The organism is Halovulum dunhuangense (genome assembly GCF_013093415.1).
Taxonomy (GTDB): Bacteria; Pseudomonadota; Alphaproteobacteria; order Rhodobacterales; family Rhodobacteraceae; genus Halovulum; species Halovulum dunhuangense.
In genome coordinates this window covers 1,096,050-1,117,860 of the sequence record NZ_JABFBC010000001.1, presented here as the reverse complement: position 1 = coordinate 1,117,860, position 21,811 = coordinate 1,096,050, and the positions used below count along the sequence as shown (strand labels likewise).

Annotated in this window: 19 protein-coding genes, 1 tRNA gene and 1 pseudogene; 18 read left to right on the top strand and 3 right to left on the bottom strand. The window is 65.4% G+C overall.

All coding sequences use genetic code 11. The annotated features are described in order from the left end of the window. The first annotated feature begins 44 nt into the window (after positions 1–44). The 8 genes from HMH01_RS05580 to HMH01_RS05545 all read left to right on the top strand — a co-directional run bounded on the left by HMH01_RS05580 (position 45) and on the right by HMH01_RS05545 (position 9,391). The gene (locus HMH01_RS05580; protein WP_171323258.1) at positions 45–839 is read left to right on the top strand and encodes a glutathione S-transferase N-terminal domain-containing protein; all 795 of its coding nucleotides are present in this window, start codon (positions 45–47) and stop codon (positions 837–839) included. Between the two features lie 200 nt (positions 840–1,039). Further along, positions 1,040–2,605 carry a 2-isopropylmalate synthase gene (locus tag HMH01_RS05575; RefSeq protein WP_171323256.1) on the top strand — a complete coding sequence of 522 codons (1,566 nt, stop codon included), beginning with the start codon at positions 1,040–1,042 and terminating at the stop codon, positions 2,603–2,605. Positions 2,606–2,818: 213 nt separating this feature from the next. Then, complete coding sequence (locus HMH01_RS05570) at positions 2,819–3,859, top strand: rod shape-determining protein (RefSeq protein ID WP_171323254.1); 1,041 nt, start codon at positions 2,819–2,821, stop codon at positions 3,857–3,859. A gap of 108 nt (positions 3,860–3,967) precedes the next feature. After that, the gene (gene mreC, locus HMH01_RS05565; RefSeq protein WP_171325242.1) at positions 3,968–4,843 is read left to right on the top strand and encodes a rod shape-determining protein MreC; all 876 of its coding nucleotides are present in this window, start codon (positions 3,968–3,970) and stop codon (positions 4,841–4,843) included. Continuing rightward, positions 4,840–5,376: a rod shape-determining protein MreD gene (locus tag HMH01_RS05560; protein WP_171323252.1), complete on the top strand. Its 537-nt coding sequence runs from the start codon at positions 4,840–4,842 to the stop codon at positions 5,374–5,376. The genes mreC and HMH01_RS05560 overlap by 4 nt, the downstream gene beginning before the upstream one ends. A 35-nt stretch (positions 5,377–5,411) precedes the next feature. After that, positions 5,412–7,313, top strand: a complete 1,902-nt coding sequence (gene mrdA / locus HMH01_RS05555) for a penicillin-binding protein 2 (RefSeq protein WP_246237281.1) — start codon at positions 5,412–5,414, stop codon at positions 7,311–7,313. Then, a complete protein-coding gene (rodA, locus tag HMH01_RS05550; RefSeq protein ID WP_171323250.1) occupies positions 7,310–8,449 on the top strand; it encodes a rod shape-determining protein RodA in 1,140 nt (379 codons plus the stop codon). The genes mrdA and rodA overlap by 4 nt, the downstream gene beginning before the upstream one ends. 3 nt (positions 8,450–8,452) lie before the next feature. Beyond that, a complete protein-coding gene (locus HMH01_RS05545) occupies positions 8,453–9,391 on the top strand; it encodes a 2-hydroxyacid dehydrogenase (protein WP_171323248.1) in 939 nt (312 codons plus the stop codon). A gap of 6 nt (positions 9,392–9,397) precedes the next feature. On the opposite strand, the gene HMH01_RS05540 is transcribed toward HMH01_RS05545, so the two are convergent. Next, positions 9,398–10,216 carry an SseB family protein gene (locus tag HMH01_RS05540; protein ID WP_171323246.1) on the bottom strand — a complete coding sequence of 273 codons (819 nt, stop codon included), beginning with the start codon at positions 10,214–10,216 and terminating at the stop codon, positions 9,398–9,400. After that, on the bottom strand, positions 10,177–10,770 hold the full coding sequence (locus HMH01_RS05535; protein ID WP_171323244.1) for a uracil-DNA glycosylase family protein: 594 nt from the start codon (positions 10,768–10,770) through the stop codon (positions 10,177–10,179). The genes HMH01_RS05540 and HMH01_RS05535 overlap by 40 nt, the downstream gene beginning before the upstream one ends. A gap of 190 nt (positions 10,771–10,960) precedes the next feature. Here HMH01_RS05535 and HMH01_RS05530 point away from each other — a divergent pair, with 190 nt between their 5' ends. From HMH01_RS05530 to HMH01_RS05490, 9 genes and pseudogenes are all read left to right on the top strand, one after another. Next, complete coding sequence (locus tag HMH01_RS05530; protein WP_171323242.1) at positions 10,961–11,614, top strand: ABC transporter ATP-binding protein; 654 nt, start codon at positions 10,961–10,963, stop codon at positions 11,612–11,614. A 26-nt stretch (positions 11,615–11,640) separates the two neighbouring features. Continuing rightward, a complete protein-coding gene (locus HMH01_RS05525) occupies positions 11,641–13,197 on the top strand; it encodes a KpsE/RkpR family capsule polysaccharide export protein (RefSeq protein ID WP_171323240.1) in 1,557 nt (518 codons plus the stop codon). Positions 13,198–13,202: 5 nt separating this feature from the next. Beyond that, positions 13,203–14,036, top strand: coding sequence for a 3-deoxy-8-phosphooctulonate synthase (gene kdsA / locus HMH01_RS05520; protein WP_171325238.1), 834 nt, complete (start codon positions 13,203–13,205; stop codon positions 14,034–14,036). 58 nt (positions 14,037–14,094) lie between these two features. Further along, a tRNA-Gln gene (locus tag HMH01_RS05515) sits at positions 14,095–14,169 on the top strand. After that, positions 14,170–14,409 (top strand): annotated as a pseudogene (locus HMH01_RS18040) (hypothetical protein); the annotation flags it as partial. It abuts the tRNA gene before it with no gap. Between the two features lie 595 nt (positions 14,410–15,004). Continuing rightward, positions 15,005–16,039 carry an IS1595 family transposase gene (locus tag HMH01_RS05505; RefSeq protein WP_171323237.1) on the top strand — a complete coding sequence of 345 codons (1,035 nt, stop codon included), beginning with the start codon at positions 15,005–15,007 and terminating at the stop codon, positions 16,037–16,039. Between the two features lie 637 nt (positions 16,040–16,676). Continuing rightward, a complete protein-coding gene (locus HMH01_RS05500) occupies positions 16,677–17,672 on the top strand; it encodes a site-specific integrase (protein ID WP_171323235.1) in 996 nt (331 codons plus the stop codon). A 27-nt stretch (positions 17,673–17,699) separates the two neighbouring features. After that, entirely contained in the window at positions 17,700–20,039 is a 2,340-nt protein-coding gene (locus HMH01_RS05495; protein ID WP_343035147.1) for an AAA domain-containing protein, read from the top strand. Between the two features lie 24 nt (positions 20,040–20,063). Then, positions 20,064–20,972: a hypothetical protein gene (locus HMH01_RS05490; protein WP_171323233.1), complete on the top strand. Its 909-nt coding sequence runs from the start codon at positions 20,064–20,066 to the stop codon at positions 20,970–20,972. A 112-nt stretch (positions 20,973–21,084) separates the two neighbouring features. On the opposite strand, the gene HMH01_RS05485 is transcribed toward HMH01_RS05490, so the two are convergent. Further along, positions 21,085–21,519: a HipA domain-containing protein gene (locus HMH01_RS05485; RefSeq protein ID WP_216366761.1), complete on the bottom strand. Its 435-nt coding sequence runs from the start codon at positions 21,517–21,519 to the stop codon at positions 21,085–21,087. A gap of 33 nt (positions 21,520–21,552) precedes the next feature. Between HMH01_RS05485 and HMH01_RS05480 the strand changes: the two genes are divergently transcribed. After that, positions 21,553–21,810 carry a hypothetical protein gene (locus HMH01_RS05480; protein WP_216366760.1) on the top strand — a complete coding sequence of 86 codons (258 nt, stop codon included), beginning with the start codon at positions 21,553–21,555 and terminating at the stop codon, positions 21,808–21,810. The last annotated feature ends 1 nt before the right edge of the window (position 21,811 follow it).

The window sequence follows — 21,811 nt, the reverse complement described above, 5'->3', positions numbered from 1 at the left end:
CCGTTGCGTGCATCTCGTTAGGTGTGGGCAGAAAGGAGAGCATCGTGACCCGTCCGATCATCTATCACATCCCCGTCTGCCCGTTTTCGCAGCGCATCGAGATCCTGCTGGAACTGAAGGGCCTGCGCGACGCGGTGGAGTTCCGGGTCATAGACATCACGGTGCCGCGCCCGGACTGGCTGCTGGAAAAGACCCGGGGCACGACGGCGCTGCCGGTGCTGGAGACGCCCGCGGGCGGCATCCTGAAGGAAAGCATCGTCATTCTTGAATATATCGAGGCGCTTTTCCCGAGCCCGCCGATTGCGCGGACCGATCCCTACGAGCGTGCGGTCGAGCGGTTGATGATCACCCGCGAGGGGCCGTTCGGCGTGGCCGGCTACCGCATGGTGATGAACCGCGACCGCGCCCGCACAGACGGCCTGCGCGACGCGCTGCTGTCGGAATACCGCTGGCTGAACGACTTCCTGGAAGACCGCAATCCCGGCGGGCTGTTCCTGTTCGACAGCTACGGGATGGCCGAGCTGGTCTATACCTCGCTGATGATGCGGTTCTGGTTTCTCGACTACTACGAGGGTTTCACGCTGCCCGAGACGCCCGACTACGCCCGCGTCCGGCGGTGGCGCGACGCCTGTCTGGAACACCCGGCGGCGCAGCAGGTCGGTTTCGAGCAGATCGTGAAGCTGTACTACGACTACGCCGTGGGTTCGGGGAACGGCGCCCTGCCCGAGGGGCGGCAGGTATCGAGCTTTGCCTTCGAGCCGGACTGGCGGAACCGCCCGATGCCGCCCCGGGACAAGTACGACCGCATCGCATCGGATACCGAACTGGGGCTGGCATAGGTCGAAATTTCGGCTTTCCCTTGCGGAACCGGCGGAGTATGGTCCGCCCCATGAACGCACAGGCGAACATCATTCGGGGGCCGCTGGCCTCGGCGCTTCTTCTCCTTAGCCGCCTCTGAGCGTGCCGGGATAACGGCGCGCGCGCTCAGAGGTATCCGCTTCGCGCCGCACCACCCCGAAAAGGCCTGAGGACATTCCAGATGACACAGAACTCCGAACAGGACCGCGTCCTGATCTTCGATACCACCCTGCGCGACGGCGAGCAGTCGCCGGGCGCCACCATGACCCTGAGCGAGAAGCTGGAAATCGCCGAGATGCTCGACGAGATGGGCGTCGACATCATCGAGGCGGGCTTCCCGATCGCCTCGGACGGCGATTTCGAGGCGGTGAGCAAGATCGCCGCGCAGGCGAAGATCTCCGTGATCTGCGGGCTGGCGCGGGCGAATTTCGCGGATATCGACCGCGCCTGGGACGCCGTGCGCCACGCGAAGCGGCCGCGCATCCACACATTCATCGGCACCTCGCCGCTGCATCGCGACATCACCAAGCTCAGCCAGGACGAGATGGCCGAGCGCATCCACCAGACCGTGAGCCATGCGCGCAACCTGTGCGACAACATCCAGTGGTCGCCCATGGACGCGACCCGGACCGAGCATGACTATTTGTGCCGGGTGGTGGAAATCGCGATCAAGGCGGGCGCCACGACGATCAACATTCCCGACACCGTGGGCTACACCGCGCCGCGCGAAAGCGCCGACCTGATCGCGATGCTGCTGGAACGGGTGCCAGGCGCGGACGAGGTGATCTTTGCCACCCACTGCCACAACGACCTGGGCATGGCGACCGCCAACAGCCTGGCCGCGGTCGAGGCGGGCGCGCGGCAGATCGAGTGCACGATCAACGGGCTGGGCGAGCGGGCGGGCAACACCGCGCTGGAAGAGGTCGTGATGGCGATGCGGGTGCGCAACGACATCATGCCCTATCGCACGGACATCGACACCACGAAGATCATGCAGATCAGCCGCAGGGTCGCCGCCGTCTCGGGCTTTCAGGTGCAGTACAACAAGGCGATCGTCGGCAAGAACGCCTTCCTGCACGAGAGTGGCATCCACCAGGACGGCGTGCTGAAGAACGCCGCCACCTTCGAGATCATGCGTCCCGAGGATATCGGCCTGACCACCACCAACCTGGTGCTGGGCAAGCATTCGGGCCGCGCGGCGCTGCGCGCCAAGCTGAAGGACCTGGGGTTCGAGCTGGGCGACAACCAGCTGAAGGACGTGTTCGTGCGGTTCAAGGCGCTGGCCGACCGCAAGAAGGAGGTCTATGACGACGACCTGATCGCGATGATGGCCGACAGCGCGTCGGACTCGGGCAACGAGCATATCCGGGTGAAGTTCCTGCGCGTGATCTGCGGCACCGAGGCGCCGCAATCGGCCGACCTGATCCTGACCATCGACGGGCAGGACCGGCAGGCCACGACCCAGGGCGACGGGCCGATCGACGCGACCTTCAACGCGATCAAGGCGCTGGTGCCGCACGGCGGCGCAACGCTGGAGCTGTACCAGGTGCATGCCGTGACGGAAGGAACGGACGCGCAGGCGACCGTTTCGGTGCGGCTGTCCGAGAACGGCAAGATCGCCTCGGCCCAGGCGTCGGACACGGATACGGTCGTGGCATCCGCCAAGGCCTATGTCGCGGCGCTGAACCGGCTGATCCTGCGGCGGGAGAAGACGACTCACGCGCAGATGGACGCGGCCAGCGCCTGAGCGGGAAACCGCGCACGCCGAAACCCCGCCGGCAGCAGCCCTGCCGGCGGGTTCTTGCTGTTCCCGCCCGAAATTTGCCGCATTGCGGCAACGGGCCGGGCCGCAGCCCTTTACGCCTTGCGGGCGCTGGTCTTATAAGCGGGTAAATCCGGAACCATCGGGTCCCGCCAGCACCCCCGGTTCGGACAACAACAACTCTCAGGCGGAAGCAGTATGTTTGGGGCTATATCTGGGCTTTTCTCGTCTGACATGGCGATCGACCTCGGGACGGCGAACACCCTGGTCTACGTCAAGGGCAAGGGTATCGTCCTGAACGAGCCCTCGGTCGTCGCCTATCACATCAAGGACGGCAAGAAGCAGGTTCTTGCCGTGGGCGAGGATGCCAAGCTGATGCTGGGCCGCACCCCCGGCTCGATCCAGGCGATCCGACCGATGCGCGACGGAGTGATCGCCGATTTCGATGTCGCGGAAGAGATGATCAAGCATTTCATCCGCAAGGTGCACAAGGGCGGCAGCTGGGCCAAGCCGAAGATCATCGTCTGCGTGCCCCATGGCGCGACCCCGGTGGAAAAGCGCGCGATCCGCGAATCCGTCCTGTCGGCGGGGGCCCGCAAGGCAGGGCTGATCGCCGAGCCAATCGCGGCCGCCATCGGCGCGGGCATGCCGATCACCGATCCGACCGGCAACATGGTCGTCGATATCGGTGGCGGCACCACGGAAGTGGCCGTGCTGTCGCTGGCGGACATCGTCTACGCGCGCTCTGTCCGCGTGGGCGGCGACCGGATGGACGAGGCAATCATCAACTACCTGCGCCGGCAGCATAACTTGCTGGTGGGCGATGCCACGGCCGAGCGGATCAAGACCTCGATCGGGTCGGCGCGGATGCCCGAGGACGGGCGCGGCGCGGTGATGGAGATCCGCGGTCGCGACCTGCTGAACGGCGTGCCCAAGGAAACCGAGGTGACGCAGGCACAGGTGGCCGAAGCGGTGGCGGAGCCGGTGCAGCAGATCTGCGAGGCGGTGATGACGGCGCTCGAGTCGACGCCGCCGGATCTGGCGGCCGACATCGTGGACCGTGGCGTCATGCTGACCGGCGGCGGCGCGCTTCTGGGGGATCTGGACCTTGCGCTGCGCGAACAGACGGGGCTGGCCATCTCGATCGCCGACGAGACGATGAATTGCGTGGCGCTCGGCACCGGCAAGACGCTGGAATACGAACAGCAACTCGCACATGTGATAGACTTCGGAAACTGACGGCGGGCAGAATCCCCGCCGGCGGCCGCATGGCGGGCGGTCGCGAAGCACAGCGGACCAGGCAGGGAGCGGATCGGCGTGAGCGCGAGAAGGGACGACGCGACAGCGATGTGGCGCAGCCTGCGCCGCGTGATGCTGGCGGCGATCTGTCTTGTGTTCCTGGCTCTCTTCGTCCTGTGGCGCATCGAAAGCCCGCGCGTCGAACAGCTGCGTATGGCGATCATCGACCGCCTGGTGCCCAGTTTCGAATGGACCTTGGTGCCGGTCACTGCCTTTACCCGGATGGTTGCCGATTTCCGCGAGCTTGACCGGGTCTACGAGCAGAACCGCGAATTGCGGCGCGAGTTGCAAAGCATGCAGGGCTGGCGCGAGGCGGCGCTTCAGCTTGAGGAAACCAACGCGCGCCTCAGGGCGCTCAACAACGTGCGCCTGAGCCCGCGCATCAGCTTCATCACCGGCGAGGTGCTGACCGACAGCGGGTCGCCCTTCCGGCAGTCGGTGCTGCTCAATATCGGCCGCATCGACGGGGTGGCGGACGGATCGGCAACGGTGGACGGCCTGGGGCTGGTCGGCCGCATCTCGGGGGTCGGTGAACGCACCGCGCGGGTGGTCCTGCTGACCGACATCAACAGCCGCGTCCCGGTCGTGATACGCCCCTCGGGCCAGCGCGCGCTTCTGACCGGGGACAACACGAACGCGCCGCGCCTGGAATTCATCGACAACCCCGAAGATGTGCGCCCCGGCGACCGGGTGGTGACATCGGGCGATGGGGGCGTGTTCCCGTCCGACCTGCTGGTCGGCTCGATCGCGCTTGACCCCGAGGGGCGGCTGCGCACGCGCCTTGCGGCCGAGTACAACCGCCTCGAGTTCATCCGCGTGCTGCGGCAGTCGCCGGGCGAGGTGATCCCCGGCACCGGGGATCTGATCGGCCCGCCCCTGCCCCCGATGGCCCAGGAACAGGCCGGGGAGGCGGTGACACAATGATCGCGCGCCCCTTCTCCCTGCCCCGCGCGCTGCTGTTCACGGCGCTGGCGCTGGTTGCCATCCATGTCCAGCTTCTGCCGCTGGAAATCGCGGCCGAAAGCACGGTGCTGCCCGAGCTTCTGCTGGTCCTTGCCGCGGCATGGAGCCTGCGGGAGCCGGAAAACCTGCCCTTGCCGCTGCTGGCCGCAGCGTTGCTGCTGGGCGACCTGGTGCTGGACCGGGCCGTCGGGCTGTGGGCGTTGACGAGCCTGCTGGTGCTCGAGGTGCTGCGGCTTCGGCGCGAGGCGCTCTATGACCGGCCCTTCGCGATCGAATGGGCGACCTTTGCCGGGATCCTTGCGGTGGCGCTTGCGCTTCACGGGCTCGTGCTGCGGCTTGCGCTGATCGATGTGGAAACCGGCGGGCTGGGCTTCCGGCTCTGGCTGTCGACTGTCCTGGCCTATCCGCTGATGGCGGCCTTCCTTCACTGGGTGCTGCGCGTGCGCGCGCCGAAGCCGGCCGAGCGGTCGCGTCGCCTGGGGCGCGTCGCATGAAGCCGATGTCGTCCAGGAACCCCACCCAGGGCCGCATGACACGCCGCGGACTGCTGCTGCTGGGCGCGCAGCTTTCGCTGATCGCGGGGCTGGGCTACCGGGTGCGTCAGCTTCAGGTCGAGGAAGCGGACAGGTACCGCATGCTGGCCGAAGAGAACCGGATGAACATCCGACTGCTCGCCCCGGGCCGCGGCCTGATCTTCGACCGCAACGGCGTGCCGCTGGCCGAGAACCGGCAGAACTACCGCGTGGTCATGATCCGCGAGCAGGCCGGCGACGTGGAGGCGGTGCTGGACCGTCTCGCGCGGCTCATCCCGCTGCCCGAGGACCGGCGCGAGCGGGTGCTGCGCGAGATCCGGCAGCGATCCGCCTTCGTGCCGGTGACCGTGACCGAGCATCTGAGCTGGGAGGAAATCTCGCGCGTGGCCTCGAACGCGCCGGCCCTGCCGGGCGTGCTACCGGAGGTCGGGCTGACCCGCCACTATCCGAAGGGGACCGCGTCGGCGCATCTGGTGGGCTATGTGGGGCCCGTGTCCGAGCGCGACCTTGCGGCGCAGGAAAGCCCGGATCCGCTGCTGCAGATCCCGGATTTCCAGATCGGAAAGACCGGGATCGAGGTGCGGCTGGAAGGAGAGCTGCGCGGCAGCGCCGGTGCCAGCCAGATCGAGGTGAACGCGCTTGGCCGCGTGATGCGCGAGCTTGACCGGCGCGAGGGGGTGCCGGGGCAGGATCTGCACCTGACCATCGACGGCGGCATCCAGGAATATGCCCTCAGGCGCATGGACGGCCAGAGCGCGGCCAGCGTGGTCATGGACGTGAACAGCGGCGAGATCCTCGCCTCTGCCTCGGCCCCCAGCTTCGACCCCAACGCCTTCGTTTTCGGGATCTCCTTCGACAACTGGAACACGTTGCTGAACGATCCCTACCGGCCGCTGTCGAACAAGGCGGTGTCGGGGGCCTATCCTCCCGGCTCCACCTTCAAGATGGTGGTGGCGCTGGCCGCGATCGAGGCCGGTCTCGTGACGCCGGACGAGACGGTCTACTGCCCCGGTCATTACCAGCTTGGCGACCGCCGCTTCCATTGCTGGCGCTCGGGCGGCCATGGGCACATGAACCTGCGCGACAGCCTGAAACAATCCTGCGACGTCTATTACTACGACGTGGCGCGCCGCGTGGGCGTTGACGCGATCACGCAGATGGCGAACCGGCTGGGGGTGGGCGTGCGCCACGACCTGCCCCTGCCCGCGATCAGCGAGGGGCTGACGCCCACGCGCGAGTGGAAGCAGCGGCGCTACAACGAGGCGTGGCTGGTCGGCGACACGATCAACGTGGGCATCGGCCAGGGCTTCATGCTGGCCTCTCCGCTGCAGCTGGCGGTGATGACGGCGCGCCTTGCCACCGGGCGGGCGGTGGAGCCGCGCCTGATCCGCGCCCGCAATGGCGTGCCCGAGCCCATCCCCGGGGCGCCGGACCTGGGCATCCCGCGCGCGGCGCTGGAACAGGTCCGTGTCGGCATGCACGCGGTGGTGAACGACCGGCGCGGCACGGCCTACCGTTCGCGCATCGCCGACCCCGAGGTCGAGATGGCCGGCAAGACCGGAACCAGCCAGGTCCGGATCATCACCCCGGAGGAACGCGCGCGCGGCGTGTTTCGCAACGAGGATCTGCCGTGGAACCGCCGCGACCACGCGCTGTTCGTGTGCTATGCGCCGTTTGACAACCCGCGCTATGCGGTCGCGACCGTGGTCGAGCATGGCGGCGGCGGGTCCGCCGTGGCGGCCCCGATCGCGCGGGATATCCTGATGCGCACGCTCTATGGCCCGGTGCCGCCGCTTGCGGCCTATCCGCCCGACGAGCGCCAGGAGATCGAGCGCCGCCGCGCCGAGGAACCGGCGCCCGAAGCGCCCGCCGCACCGACGCAGACGGGCCGCGCATGACGTTTCTTGACCAGTCCCACCGGCAGCTGCCCACCGGCGCCGCCAAGATCCTGCACCTGAACTGGGCGATCATCCTGCTGCTCTGCGCCATCGCATCGACCGGTTTCCTGATGCTCTACTCGGTGGCGAACGGCTCGTTCGATCCCTGGGCATCGCGCCAGATGGTGCGCTTCGCCGCGGGCGCGGTCGTGATGCTGATCATCGCGATGATCCATATCCGGTTCTGGCGCGCGATGGCGCCGCTGGCCTATGGCGGCAGCCTGATCCTGCTGGTGCTGGTCGAGTTCTTCGGCGAGGTCGGGATGGGCGCCCAGCGCTGGATCGACCTGGGTTTCATCCAGCTCCAGCCGTCCGAGCTGATGAAGATCGCGCTCGTGATGATGCTGGCGCTCTATTACGACTGGCTCGACCCGGACAAGGTCTCGCGCCCGCAATGGCTGATCATCCCGCTTCTGCTGATCCTGGCGCCCGTGGCCCTGGTGCTTACCCAGCCGGACCTCGGGACCGCGATCCTGCTGGCGGCCGGGGGCGGCGTGGTGATGTTCCTTGCGGGCGTCAGCCTGTGGTATTTCGGCGCGGCGATCGGGCTGGGCGCGGGGTTGGTCACGCTGGTCATGCAGAGCCGTGGGACAAGCTGGCAGCTGCTGAAGGACTACCAGTACCGCCGGATCGAGACCTTTCTCGACCCCTCCACCGACCCGCTCGGCGCGGGCTATCACATCACCCAGTCGAAGATCGCGCTTGGCTCCGGCGGGCTGTCGGGGCGCGGCTTCATGGAAGGAACGCAGGCGCGGCTGAATTTCCTGCCCGAGAAGCACACCGATTTCATATTCACCACCCTTGCCGAGGAATTCGGCTTCGTGGGTTCCGCATCGCTTCTGATCATGTTCACGCTGGTGGTGGTCTTTGCCATGACCTCGGCGCTGCGGAACCGGGACCGGTTCGGCGCGCTTCTGACCGCGGGGGTGGGGGCCACCTTCTTCTTCTACTTCTCTGTCAACATGGCGATGGTGATGGGCCTGATCCCGGTGGTCGGCGTACCGCTGCCGCTGGTGTCCTATGGCGGCTCGGCCATGCTGGTGCTGATGGCGGCCTTCGGATTGCTGCAAAGCGCCCATGTCCACAGGCCGCGCTGAACCATGAGCGTCAGGGTTCTCTTCGCAGGCGACGACCGCGACTGGCCCGTCTATGCGCCGCTTCTGCGCAGCGCCTGCGCCGCGCGCGGCCTGGAGATCGCGCTGTCGGACACCGCCCCCGACCCTGCTGCGGTGGACTACATCGTCTACGCCCCCAGTGGCCCGCTGAAGGATTTCGGCCCGTTCACGGCGGCGAAGGCCGTGCTCAGTCTCTGGGCCGGGGTGGAACGCATCGTCGGCGACCCGACGCTGACCCAGCCCTTGTGCCGGATGGTGGACAGCGGGCTCAGGCAGGGGATGACCGAATGGGTCACGGGCCATGTGCTGCGCCATCATCTGGGGCTGGACACGCATATCCTGCACCAGGACGGCATCTGGCGCGACAAGGCGGTCCCGCCGCTTGCGGGCGAGCGGCCGGTGGGGATCCTCGGCCTTGGCGCGTTGGGGGCGGCCGCCGGGCAGGCGCTGGCCGGGTTGGGATTTCCGGTGACCGGATGGAGCCGGACACCGAAATCCGCCGCGCAGATCGACTGCCGCCACGGCGCGGACGGGCTGGCAGAGACGCTGCGCCGCGCGCAGATCATGGTCCTGCTGCTGCCGCTGACCGAAGACACCCGGGGCCTGCTGAATGCCGAACGCCTGGCGCTGCTGCCCGAGGGCGCGGTGGTGATCAACCCGGGGCGCGGGCCGCTGATCGTCGACGCAGACCTGCTGGACGCGCTGGATCGGGGCCGGATCGGCCATGCGACGCTGGATGTCTTCGCGACGGAGCCGTTGCCGCCCGAACATCCCTACTGGGCGCATCCGCGGGTCACGGTGACGCCGCATATCGCCTCGGCCACACGGCCGCAGACGGCGGCCGAGGCGATCGCCGAGAACATCGCGCGCGGTGAGGCGGGGCGGCCCTTCCTGCACCTCGTGGACCGGGCTCGGGGGTATTGAGCCGCCTCAGATCAGGCGCGGCGGCTTGGCCGGGTCGCCCCCCGGTGCCGCACCGGGCAGTCGCCGGGGCGTGGGGATCGACAGGCTGAAGCCGGTTTCGCGCAACCGCCCCAGCAGCGGATCGCCGCCATCGGGGAAGGCCAGGTCGAGCACGCCCTCCGAAAGCCCCGCAAGCGCAAGCGCCGCGGCGATGCTGCGCGACACCTCGTCCCGGGCACCGGGGGCGACGCCGGTCAGCGCCAGCAGAAGCGCCTCGCTGCCGTCGGCATAGGCGGCCTGCACGAGAAACGCCTCTTCGGCATGCCCGGCCAGCGCCGCAAGCTGCCCCGCCAGCGCATCGAGAAGGGTCTGCGCCGCGCCGACGGGCGCCCTGAGCCCCGCGATGCGCCCGGCATTCACCTCGGCCGCGGCGGGGGCGATGCCGGCGATCCAGTCCATCGCGTCGACCGGCAGGATGATGGCCGAGGGCGCCACCTCGATGTTGAGTGCAAGGCCGAGGCCGGCTGCCGACAGGAGCGCGCCCAGATCCCGCCCCTCGATCACCGCCATCGGCGCGCCACCCTCGAGAAAGGCCGCCATCCGCGCCTCGGTATCGAAGGCGAGCGCGAGCGGTCCGTCCCCCGTCTCGAGGATGAGCGGCTTCACGCGGTCGCTTCCGCGCGCGGGCTCCTCCTCCAGCACCAGCACCAGCCCGGTTGCCGCGAGCGTGGCGAAGAAGGCGCGGCGCGCATCCTCGGTTTCCCCGGCGCGGATCATCCGGTCATGGGCGCGGTCGAGCGCCGTCTCTAGGGCGAAAGCAGTTCCGCCACCCGTGATCTCAGCCATGGCACCACCTCTTCCTCGAACCAGGGGTTGCGTTTGAGCCATGCCGTATTCCGCCAGCTCGGATGGGGCAAGGGCAGCACTGTGGGCACGCTGTCGCGCCAGTGCCGCACACGTTCGGTCACGGGCATCCGCCCCAGGTGCCACCGCTGCGCATGACCCCCGACAAGAAGCGTCAGCCGCACCTGCGGCATGGTCGCAAGCGCCCTGTCGCGCCATGTCCGGGCGCAGACCGGCGGCGGCGGAAGATCCGATCCCCGCGCATCATATCCGGGAAAGCAGAAGGCCATCGGCAACACCGCGACCCGCGCCCGATCGTAGAACACCGCCTCGTCAATGCCCATCCAGTCCCGCAGCCTGTCGCCTGACGGGTCGTCGAAGGGTCGCCCGCGCTGGTGCACCTTCATGCCGGGTGCCTGCCCGGCCACGAGGATGGGCGCCTCTGCCGACAGCCACGGAACGGGCCGCGGCGCATGCCCGGTGGCGGTCGCGGCAAAGCGGTCGGCGCACAGCCGGCAATCGGATATCATTTCGGTGAGCCGCACAATATCGCGCATGCCCCCGTGATACCGCCCTCTGCCCCGGTTTCAAGCGACAAGGCGCGGCCGCCAGGCGTGTGCGCGGCAAGTTATGCCTTTCTTTAGCCCGATCCCCGCAGTTATAGTCGGCCCGGCGGCTGGCCGTGACGCCGGATCCCTGCGAAAGGGCCGATCCCGCGCCCGAGGACGGGCGAACGGACGCGACGAGATGATCGAATTCAGGAACGTCAGCAAATCCTTCTGGACCGGGAAGACGCGCAAGGTGATCCTTGACCGCGCCAGCTTCAGCATTCCGCTTGGTCAGAGCACGGGGATCCTTGCCCCCAACGGGACCGGCAAGACGACGATCATCAACATGATGGCGGGGCTGGAAAAGGCAGACGAGGGCAAGATCATCCGCAGTTCCAAGATCTCGTTTCCGCTGGGCGTGGTCAGCGGCGTGAACGCCGGCCAGACCGGACAGGAGAATGCGCGCTACATCGCGCGGCTCTACGGGCTGGACCCCGACCATGTCGAGGCTTTCGTGCGCTACCTGGTGGACATCAGGGAATACTTCCAGATGCCGATGCGCACCTACAGCCAGGGCATGAAGTCCCGGTACATGTTCGCGCTGATGCTGAGCCTGGAGTTCGACATCTACCTGATCGACGAGGGCCTGCCCTCGACGATGGACGCCGCCTTCAACCGCAAGGCGGGCGCGATCCTGGACGAGCGGCTGCGCCGTTCCACGGTCGTGATCGTGTCGCATTCGCCCCGCATCCTGGAGCGGTATTGCACCCGAGCGGCCGTGTTGCGAAACGGCCGGCTGAACATGTTCGACAGCCTCCGCGAGGCGAAAGAGATGTATGATTATGCTGCGTGAATTCACGCCAAGCCGATTGGAGCCGCATGCCTGACGACCGACCCCAGGGCGCGCCCCGTCACCCCAGGGACATGAGCCTTGCGGAACTGCTCGAGGCGGATCCGGCGACCCTGCCCGAATATGCCGACCCCAAGGGCCGCACCATCCTGACCAAGCACCGGCGCCGCGCGATCCGCGAATGCGCCGCCATGGGGATCGATGCCTCCAACGGCGATCACGCGCTCTACATCTGCGCCGCGAAAGGCATAAACGTGTTCGGCGGCCGCGGTCCCAGCATGCTTGGGCTGGCTGCCGGCGCGGGTGCGCGGACCGTGGATCGCCGGGGCAAGTCGGACGGCGACGATGGGCCCGGAAGCTCGGTCATGCAGGCGCCGGTCATGCTGGAGCCGGGCCGCGACCTGGCCGGCTACCAGCCCGCGACCGAGGCAGAGCGCGAGGCCGAGATCCGCAAGATCCGGCGCGGGCTGGTGCGCCGGCGCCGCAGACGCCTTCTGGGTCTGGCGCTTCGGCTGATCGTGTTCGTCCTGCTGCCCACGGCGCTGGTGGGCTACTATTACTTCAACGTCGCCACGCCGATGTTCGAGACCGAGTCGGAATTCGTGATCCAGACCGCCGAAAGTCCCGCCGGCGCCGCGGGCGGAATTGGCGGGATCCTTGCCGGTACCGGCTTTGCCACATCGCAGGACAGCGTGGTGGTGCAGGGCTACCTGTCCTCGCGCGAGGCGTTTCGAAGGCTTGACGCCGAGCACGGCTACATCGCGCATTTCCAGGACCCCGCGATCGACGGCATCCAGCGGCTCGCCCCGGATGCGTCGCTCGATGCGGCCTACGACTACTATCTCGACAAGGTGACCATCGGCTACGATCCGACCGAGGGCGTGATCAGGATGGCGGTGATCGGCGCCACGCCCGAAGCCTCCCAGCGGTTCGCCGAAGCGCTGATCGGCTACGCCGAAGAGCGTGTGGACGGCCTGACGCAGGAGGCGCGCGGCGACCAGTTGCGCGTCGCCGAGGACCGCTACCGCGAGGCGGAACTCGATCTCGAGCGGGCCGAGCAGCGGGTGCTGAACCTCCAGGAGCAGCGCGGCGTCTTCAGCGCCGATGTCGAGCTGAACTCGCAGATGTCGATCATCAACAACCTGGAAATGGAGGCAGAGAACCGCCGCCTGTCGCTGTCCGAGATGCTGAACAACCCACAGCCCAACCAGACCCGCGTGGATGTGCTGCGCTCGGAAATCGCGCGGCTCGACGCCCGCATCGCCGAGTTGCGCGGGCAGCTGACGCAGGCCTCGGACAGCACGGTCTCGCTTGCACGGATCAGCGCCGAGTTGCGGATGGCGGAAAGCGCGCTGGAGACACGCTACATCATCCTCCAGGAAAGCGTGGCCGCGATGGAGACGGCAAGGCTGGAAGCCGCGCGCCAGGTGCGATACCTGTCGCTGGGCGTCGCGCCGGTGGCCCCGGTCGAGGCGACCTATCCGCGCAAGCTGGAAAACACCGTGCTCGCCTTCATCGTCTTTTTCGGGATCTACATCATGGCCTCCATCACCGTCTCCATCCTGCGCGAACAGGTCAGCGTATGACCGGGATGCGCAGTGTCCAGGTCGGGCCGGTCACCTTCGGCAACGACGCACCGCTTGGCGTGATCGCCGGTCCCTGCCAGCTGGAAAGCCTCGATCATGCGCTGATGATCGCCGAGCGCATGGCCGCGGCCTGCGCCGATGCCGGGGCGGGCTATGTCTTCAAGGCGTCGTACGACAAGGCGAACCGCACATCGCTTTCCGGCAAGCGCGGGCTCGGAATGGAGGAAGGTCTGCGCATACTCGAGACCGTGCGCGAGCGGATAGGTTGCCCGGTTCTGACGGACGTGCACGCGCCCGAGCAATGCGCCGCGGCCGCGCAGGCGGTCGACATACTCCAGATCCCGGCCTTCCTGTGCCGACAGACCGACCTTTTGCTGGCGGCGGGTCGGACCGGGGCGGCGATCAACGTGAAGAAGGGCCAGTTCCTGGCGCCCTGGGACATGGACCATGTCGCGGCCAAGGTCGCCTCGACCGGGAACGAGCGGATCATCCTGACCGAGCGCGGAACCAGTTTCGGCTACAACACGCTGGTCACAGACATGCGCGGGCTGCCGCGGATGGCTGAGACCGGCTATCCGGTGGTGATGGACGCCACCCACTCGGTCCAGCAGCCGGGCGGCCAGGGCGGATCCTCGGGCGGGCAGCGCGAGTTCGCGCCGGTCATGGCGCGGGCGGCCGTAAGCCTGGGCATCGCCGGCGTCTTCATCGAGACGCATGAAAGCCCGGATACCGCCCCGTCCGACGGGCCGAACATGATCCCGCTCGACCGGATGCCGGCGCTGGTGCACAGCCTGATGCGCTTTGATGCGCTGGCGAAAAGCGATCCGATCCGCCTCTGAAAGGGGCGGATTTTGCCTTGCGGCCCGTCGCCTCTGCCGCTAAATCAACGCTCGTTGCTGGGGTGTAGCCAAGCGGTAAGGCAGCGGTTTTTGGTACCGTGTACCGTAGGTTCGAATCCTACCACCCCAGCCAATGACCTCAAAAAACTCCATACTTCCCAATGGGATAGCCGTTGATCACGCGGCCAGCCTCCCGTCTCCACGTCGTGGTGGTTCACAAACTGGTTCACATCGTGCGCGGCGCAGAGCGCGGGAACCATCGAGAAAATGGGGGCTTCACCTCGTTCGCAGAAACGGGATCTTCTACTTCCGGCGGCGCTGGCCCGAAAAAATTCGCTGTCTCGGCGCGCCCGCGTTTTTGTCGGTCTCGCTCCGCACCCACCTCCTCGCCGAAGCGGTAAAGCGGTCGGTCGATCTGCTCTCCGCGGTCGAGGCAGGAGAGAGAAACGTGCTTGAAGAACTTCAGGACAGCCCGGTCTGTGAGGCCCGCGTCCAGGCGATGCTGCAAGAAATCGTCCGGAGGGCCGTGGCCGGAATGATTGCCCGGCAGGAGAGCGACACTTCCGTCGATAGTTCCGAGGCTCGCCTCTGCCGGATCGCCGCAGAAACCGGTCGCATCCGGGAAGCCCAGCGCGCCAGGGACTGGTCGGTGGCCTCCGAATTCGCGGGAGAGATCTCGCGGCAGAACGGCCTCGACCCCGATTTTGTCGAAGCCCCCGCGGTTGCCCGGCAAGTGCTCTCCCTGCTGCGCCGCCTCGCCGAGTTGAACGCCCGCGTGGAGCGGGACTTCGATGACCCGCTCGATGTCGGGCGGGATCTCCTGATCGACCATGGGCTGAAGCCGACCCGGGACGCCATGAAGCCGCCCATGCTGCTGTCGGAGGCGATCGAGAAAGCCTGCAAAGAGGCTCCGCAAGGAAATGTCAGCAAAGCGTGTTGGGTAAGCTTCTGTTTGGCAGAATCGGCCAATGTTCGAACTCCCCGCTGGTTGGAGTTCAGATATGCACCACGACACTTTCGCTCATCTTCTCGAACAAGTCGAGCAACTTACACCTCGCCAGTTCGCCGAGCTCGACACGGTGGTTACCCGCGCCCGGAACGAGGTCGAAGCGGTGCTGGAGGTCGACGGATCTGCTGAGAGCAAGGCAGAATGCCCGCATTGCAGCGAGACCAGGCTGCAACGCTGGGGCAGGACGCGCACCGGCCTACAGCGACGCCGATGCATGAGCTGCTTGCGGACATCCTGTGGCCTGACCGGCACGGTCCTGCAAGGCATTCATCGACCCGGACTGCTCCTGCGAATGGTCCGGGACATTGCCTCGGACCAACCCTCGTCGTGCCGGAGGCTCGCCGCGCAGCTCGACATATCCAGGCACACCGTCTGGCGTTGGCGTGTGCGGATCTTGCCGACGCTACTCGGTGCCGAAACGAAGAGCTTCAGCGGGATCGTTGAGGCTGATGAAGCATTCCAGCGCGAAAGTCGCAAAGGCAGCCGCGAGTGGGTGCGGCATCATGCATATCCCACGACATATCCCGCGCCGCCGAGACTGCAATGGCATCTCTACAGCGCGAAGCGCGGGTTTCCCATGCCGCGCGCCCAGAAATGGCGGCGGCCCCTCCTGACGCTCGCTGACCGCGGCGGACACACCAGCGTGCAGCACATCGCCAACAGGAAGGAGTCCACGATGCGCGCCGCGATGCTCCCGCTCATCCGCGGGGACTCCGTTCTCTGCACGGATGGCGCCATCCAATACGAGGGTATTGCGCGAGTGGCGGGTCTGGAGCATTTCGTGCTCGTCAAGGGACGGCGCGGGGCCCGGACGCCAAAATCACATCACATCAACACGGTGAACAATGCCCACAAACTGCTGCGGGAATTCATCCGCGCGCGCTTCCGCGGCCCGGCCACAAAGTATCTCGATCTGTACCTGAGGTGGTTCGAGTTGTATCGGCGCAAGGATGTCGACTATGCGGAAGTTTTCCGAGGCGCGTTATATGCTTAGGGGGCTACGGGACGATCCAAGCCCCTTACCGGACGTGTTGTAGCTCAGGCCGCGCCGATGAGGCCACAATGGCCGCTCATAGCCCTGCTTACCAGTTCGTCGGGGCGTAGCGAACTCTTGCTTCCGCGACCTGCAATGCACTTTACCAAAGATCTTTTACATTGCCGCTGTTTCTGACGATGCTACACTACTCAAGCATGGCAGAGAACGTATTGGAAATACTTGAAGTAATCTGGATAACGACATTCTTCGCATTCTTGGTTATTGCATTTTACTTGCATTTTTTTGTGCGGCCGTTTCGTCCTGACGAACTGTTCGATCGAAAAAGTAAAAACCACAGATATAACCTTGTTTTTTACCTCATTTTCCTGCCGATCCTTGTCAGTGGCTTTCTTCTATTTGCCAATTTCTCGGAGCTGAATTTAAGATAAAATATTGTCAGAGTTGTTGTTATTTTTGAATCGGAAAATTTCAATAGAAACTCGTTTATCCAAATTATTGTCAATAGTCTCTTGTGGATTGATGGCTTACTAAGAATTGATTACAATGGCCTCATGCACTGCGTAGTTTTCCATGGCCGGTTCTGCTCGAAGCTGTGATCGCAGGAGTAGATTCCGGTTTGCGTCCCGTGCTTCAAATGACGTCTACCAAGTCCGCATTGTCCCGCATACCCGGCATTCGAGACGACAACGCCCTCGCGGATTTCTGCGGCGGCGTCTGGATACCGGCATTCAATCCGCGCGGCGCATTCGCGGTGGCGGTGCAACACATCTGGCAAGTGGCTTGCCTCTTCGTCGGTGACGAGGAGGACGCGGTGCTGAAAAACGAGCAATCGCGTCGTATCCTGCCGATTCCGCAGATCCTTCTCGACCTTGGCTTCCGGGAATGGGTCGTCGCCAAAAGGAAGACGGGCGAAACCTGGCTCTTCCCTGAGATCCAGCCGGACAAGAGCCACGGTCGGCGGTCACAGATCTTCGGCGACCGCCTGCGGAACCTCTTCAAGACACTGAAGCTGCAAGACGCGCGCGAGGACATCTACGCCATGCGGCGCACGCTGTCCTCGAAGCTCATGGGCCTCGGCATCGACACCGGTACGCGCCAAAGGATCCTCGGCCACCTCGAGGGCACGACCATCGACCGGCACTATTCGGATCACGGCCTTCTGGAACTGAAGGACCTGCTCGATGCCGTCGACTACGGCATCGAAGTCGGCAGCGACCGGAGGTTCGGCTTCCCGATCATTGTCGGGAACAGCACTGCCCTGCAGACGACTCTCGATGTCGAGGTGGCGCTGACCGATCGGCGGGAGGTTTCTGCCGTTCAACTCCGGAATGCAGAAACGGACGAGATCGTGTTCGAAGCCGCGATATCCGGACGCAAGGCCCCGTCGGCGTATCCGTGGAATGACTGTGAAGCACTCGAGGAAAGGGACGTAGCAGCCCGGATCATTTCGCTCAGCCGGCAGTATTCGCTCACGATGCCGGCCAGCGAAGAAGCCACCGCCGCACTCGAGCACCTGCTGATCCTCGTCGACGACAAGCCTTTCTACATTCCCGCCGCGAAGCACAGCGTCGGCAGCGAGACAGAGGCAACTGGAAACGAGCGGGCGGGTGATGCCGAACCGGACATCTAGGACGAAGACTGCCGCCCTGTCGATCTCGTGGCGGGCGATCTGGTGATCTGCGCGCTTCCGGGCCGTCGCGCCGACATCACCCAGTCGACCGCGCGTCCGGGGCTCATCGTCAACGTTCGTACCTTGGGTGGCGAGAAGTTTCTCGATATCGCCTGGGGATGTCCGCTCGACGCCCGCGGTCCTGTGCGCCAGCTGCGCTGGCACTACCGCTCGCGCCACCCCAACCTCATCGCGATCTCCAATAGGATGGTCTATGACGGCCAGCTCACGATCTTCCCGGCCGCCCGCGATGGCGACCCGGAGCTCGGCGTCGAACTCGTCAAGGTCGAGGGCGAGTATCGCAAGGGCCGCAACATCCCCGAAGCCCGCGCTATCGTCGCCGGCGCCATCAAGCATATGCGCGACCACCCCGAACGCTCTCTGGGCCTCGCGACCATGAACAAGGACCAGACTGAGCTCATCGTCACCGAGTTCGAGCGCGAGCGCGCCCGCAACCCGCATGTCGAGGCCTATATCGAACGCTGGGCGGAGAAGGACGACGGACTCGAGGAGTTCTTCGTCAAGAATCTCGAGACGATCCAGGGCGACGAGCGCGATGTGATCATGATCTCGACGCTCTACGGGCCCGACCCGGAGACGGGTAAGACCTACCAGCGCTTCGGCCCCGTAAACTCGGTGCACGGCCACCGCCGGCTCAACGTCCTCTTCAGTCGGGCCAAAGAGAAGATCGTCACCTACTCTTCGATGGTGCCCACCGACATCCAGGCGGATGGCAAGGCCTACGGCGTGCACATGCTGCGGGCCTGGCTCGAGTTCTCCCGGACCGGTCAGCTCAGCGACATCGAAGTAGAGCGGGGCGAGACCGACAGCCCCTTTGAGGATTTCGTGATCGCCCAGATTGAGGCAGCGGGTTATGAGGCCGTGCCGCAGGTTGGTGCCTCTGGCTTCAAGATCGACATTGGCGTGCGCCATCCGGACTGGCCCTACGGCTTCATCCTCGCCGTGGAGTGCGACGGCGCGCCTTATCACAGCTCGCGCTCGAGCCGCGACCGCGACCGCCTGCGCCAACAGGTGCTCGAAGGGCTTGGCTGGCACTTCCACCGGATCTGGTCGACCGACTGGTTCCGCGATTCCCGAGGCCAGATCGAAAAGCTACGCGCGGCGCTCGACGCCGCACTGGCACGCGCGCAGACCGAGGAGGCCGAGCACCAGCAGGCCCGCGCCGAGGCGATCGAACGGGCCCGGAAAGCCGCCGAGGAGGCCACGGCGCGCGCCGCCGAGGCCGTGGAAGCCCTGAAGGTCGAACAAGAGGAAAAGGTCACGGCCAAGAAGGCGGCCAAGGCCGAGTCGAAGGATGACCGCCAGGCGACGCTCTTCGAAGAAGCCAGCAGACCGTTCGCCGCCCCGTCGAGTGCGGTCGACGCCAGCCCAAAACCCTCCCTGTCAGAGCAAGTCCTGGCCCGCATCGAGCAGTGGCGCGCGGACCAGGCCTACGACTGCTTCAACCGCACGGCAACGACGCGCAAGCGGGGCTTCTACTGGCTTGGATTCCTCGAAGGCGTCGCGGCCTCCGACGGGATCGAGGAGGGGGAGTCCGAGGCGCTGGTCGCCGAGGCGCGCGAGATCGACGCCTTCTTCGGCGATGCCGGCGAAAGTCGGGTCACCGACATGCTGGCCGAGGCGCTCGATGATGCGGACGGGGATCTGATGACCGCCATCTCGATCCAGTGTGACGCCCTGCGCGAAACCCTCGACGACCCCGAGCACGCAGCGGAGAAGGACATCATCAACACCTTCCTCGGCTTCTGCGCAGGCATAATCTGCGACGGTCGGATTACCTCTGGGGAAGCGCGCAAGATTCACGCCCGCTTCCACTCAGACCCGGCCCTCGCCGAGGCCCCGATCTTCGCGGATCTGCGCTGGGCGGTCGACGCGGCGCTCGCCGACGCCATCCTCGACGAGGAAGAGGCCGAGGAGATCCGGGAGTGGATCGCCGCGCTTGTGACCGACGGGCATGCCGACACGGGTGTTGCCAACATCGGTGGCGTGTTGTCGCCCACCGTTCCGATCACCGATGCGGGCGCGATCGATCTCGAAGGAAAGGTCTTCGTGCTGACGGGCAAGATGAGCATGGGGCCGCGCTCGCTGATCGGCGACGAGATTGCGCGCCGCGGCGGCACGCTCAAGAATACGGTAACCGACGAGACCGACTACGTGGTCGTATCCAACACCGCATCTCGCCACTGGAAGACGACCCATTACGGCATCAAGATCGAAGCCGCGCTCAAGAAGATCGAGGCGGGACACGCGATGCGTTTCGTCGCCGAGCATGCGCTCGCAAGAGCACTCGTGAGGCTCGATGCATAAATCATATGTCGGACCGATATTGCCGTGAGCATCAGTTCCACGCTCAAAGTGCGTCGCTTCATCGAACTCGATCTCGACACCCAACGCGCGATCTCGGCCTTGATTGACCGACTCAAGGCGACCAACGCGTTTGGGATAGATTTCCCCGCAACCTGCAATGACAGCGGCACTCCCTGCGGCACCGATGAGGCCCTGTTCGACGCCTCCTTGTATGGGATGGTTCCAGACCTGAAAGATTGGAAGAGCCAGTTGCAGGAACATTGGCATCGAGCCGATGAAGACCGAACGCTTCCGTCGATCGGAGTTGTGTTCGATGCCCTTGAATGGTGCGCGCAACACGTCGGCAAGCCCGCCTCGCGAGGCTGGCATGATTACTACAAGCACGACCATCTTCGCTGGGACCGCGCCACCGGCCTCGAGGATTACATCAGTGAGGTCAATGCGATCTTTGGGCGGAAGGGTATCGCTTACGAGATGAGAACAGACGGTCGCATCTACCGTCTGGTAGATGCCCCGGCTGCAGAGATTCTTGGGAGGGCGAGATTCCAGACCGGAGATCGCGCTACAGATGATCTACTGGAGACTGCACGCACCCGGTTCTTCGATCGAGATCCTTCAGCGGGTCAAGATGCCATTGAGAAGCTCTGGGACGCATTTGAACGGGTGAAGACCTTGGAGCTCCACACGAACAAGAAGTTCTCCGTGGAGCAACTTATCGAGCGGGTGGCAAGTTCGCCCGAACATGCGGCCATGCTGGACGCCGAGATGAAGGCTCTTACCGACATTGGAAACGAATGGCGGATCCGACACCACGAAATCGGCAAGACTGATCTCGGGGAAAATCGGCAGCTGAAGGACTACCTCTTCCTTCGGCTGTTCTCGCTGCTCTATTGCCTTCTTGTCGGGACAAGTCGCCTCGGCGCCGATGCCTAACCTGGGGCGATATGCACCCTGAGCTTCAAGAGGCCCCGGCGATTTTTTATCGCCGGGGCCAAGCATGTCCCAGATTCCGGAATGCGACAGGCGTGCGGGCCGAGCGTACCGTTTAGAGACGCCGCGCGGCCTCGACCGAGGGCTGGTTGCCGTGGATCTCGGAGATCGCGGTCTGCATCCGGCCGCCCGGCCGGTGCTCGGGGTTGATGTCGAAAGCGGGAGACAGCCGCCAACCGCCGCCCGCACGCAGAATGCCGTGATTGCGCAGATGATCGTCGGTGTTCCTGACCAGAATGCCAAAGACCATGCGCCGATAGAGCTCGGCGATCTCTTTCGCGGGGTTCGCGCAGTGCTGCCGCATTGCCATTGCGAGATCCTCGTAGCTGCTTGTCGCCGTGCCGCCGATCCCTGCTTTCACGAAGTGTGAACTTGACTTGCAGGTGTCAAAATGAAACCTAAATGCTTCTACGAAGGTTTTCACATGGCCAAGACTTTGAACCTGAACGACGATATTGTCGATTGCGCCCGGCAGGAAGCTGTGTTGCAAGATCGCTCACTCGGCGCACAGATCTCGCACTAGGTGCGCATCGGACGCGCCGTCGAGATCTCCGGCAAACTCGATCACACGAAGATCTCTGCCGTCCTCGCCGGCGAGATGCAGACCCGCGCGCTTACCCCCGAGGAAAAGAGCTACTGGCTGGATCGCTTCACCGGCCTCATGGGTGAGCCCGGGCCGGAAGAAGAGGCCTTCTTCGCCGATCGACGCCGCCGCGGCCTCGGCGTCGGTCTCGACGAAAAAGGCAACCTGGTCCACGCGAAACCTGATCCGGCAGCATAAG

Excerpts from the sequence above, each read along its gene's own strand:
- HMH01_RS05525 (WP_171323240.1), top strand. The coding sequence starts at position 11,641 with ATGCCTGACGACCGACCCCAGGGCGCGCCCCGTCACCCCAGGGACATG.
- HMH01_RS05540 (WP_171323246.1), bottom strand. The coding sequence starts at position 10,216 with ATGGCTGAGATCACGGGTGGCGGAACTGCTTTCGCCCTAGAGACGGCG.
- HMH01_RS05530 (WP_171323242.1), top strand. The coding sequence starts at position 10,961 with ATGATCGAATTCAGGAACGTCAGCAAATCCTTCTGGACCGGGAAGACG.
- mrdA (WP_246237281.1), top strand. The coding sequence starts at position 5,412 with ATGACACGCCGCGGACTGCTGCTGCTGGGCGCGCAGCTTTCGCTGATC.
- HMH01_RS05505 (WP_171323237.1), top strand. The coding sequence starts at position 15,005 with ATGTTCGAACTCCCCGCTGGTTGGAGTTCAGATATGCACCACGACACT.
- HMH01_RS05500 (WP_171323235.1), top strand. The coding sequence starts at position 16,677 with ATGACGTCTACCAAGTCCGCATTGTCCCGCATACCCGGCATTCGAGAC.
- HMH01_RS05545 (WP_171323248.1), top strand. The coding sequence starts at position 8,453 with ATGAGCGTCAGGGTTCTCTTCGCAGGCGACGACCGCGACTGGCCCGTC.
- HMH01_RS05570 (WP_171323254.1), top strand. The coding sequence starts at position 2,819 with ATGTTTGGGGCTATATCTGGGCTTTTCTCGTCTGACATGGCGATCGAC.
- HMH01_RS05575 (WP_171323256.1), top strand. The coding sequence starts at position 1,040 with ATGACACAGAACTCCGAACAGGACCGCGTCCTGATCTTCGATACCACC.
- HMH01_RS05560 (WP_171323252.1), top strand. The coding sequence starts at position 4,840 with ATGATCGCGCGCCCCTTCTCCCTGCCCCGCGCGCTGCTGTTCACGGCG.
- rodA (WP_171323250.1), top strand. The coding sequence starts at position 7,310 with ATGACGTTTCTTGACCAGTCCCACCGGCAGCTGCCCACCGGCGCCGCC.
- mreC (WP_171325242.1), top strand. The coding sequence starts at position 3,968 with ATGTGGCGCAGCCTGCGCCGCGTGATGCTGGCGGCGATCTGTCTTGTG.
- kdsA (WP_171325238.1), top strand. The coding sequence starts at position 13,203 with ATGCGCAGTGTCCAGGTCGGGCCGGTCACCTTCGGCAACGACGCACCG.
- HMH01_RS05535 (WP_171323244.1), bottom strand. The coding sequence starts at position 10,770 with ATGCGCGATATTGTGCGGCTCACCGAAATGATATCCGATTGCCGGCTG.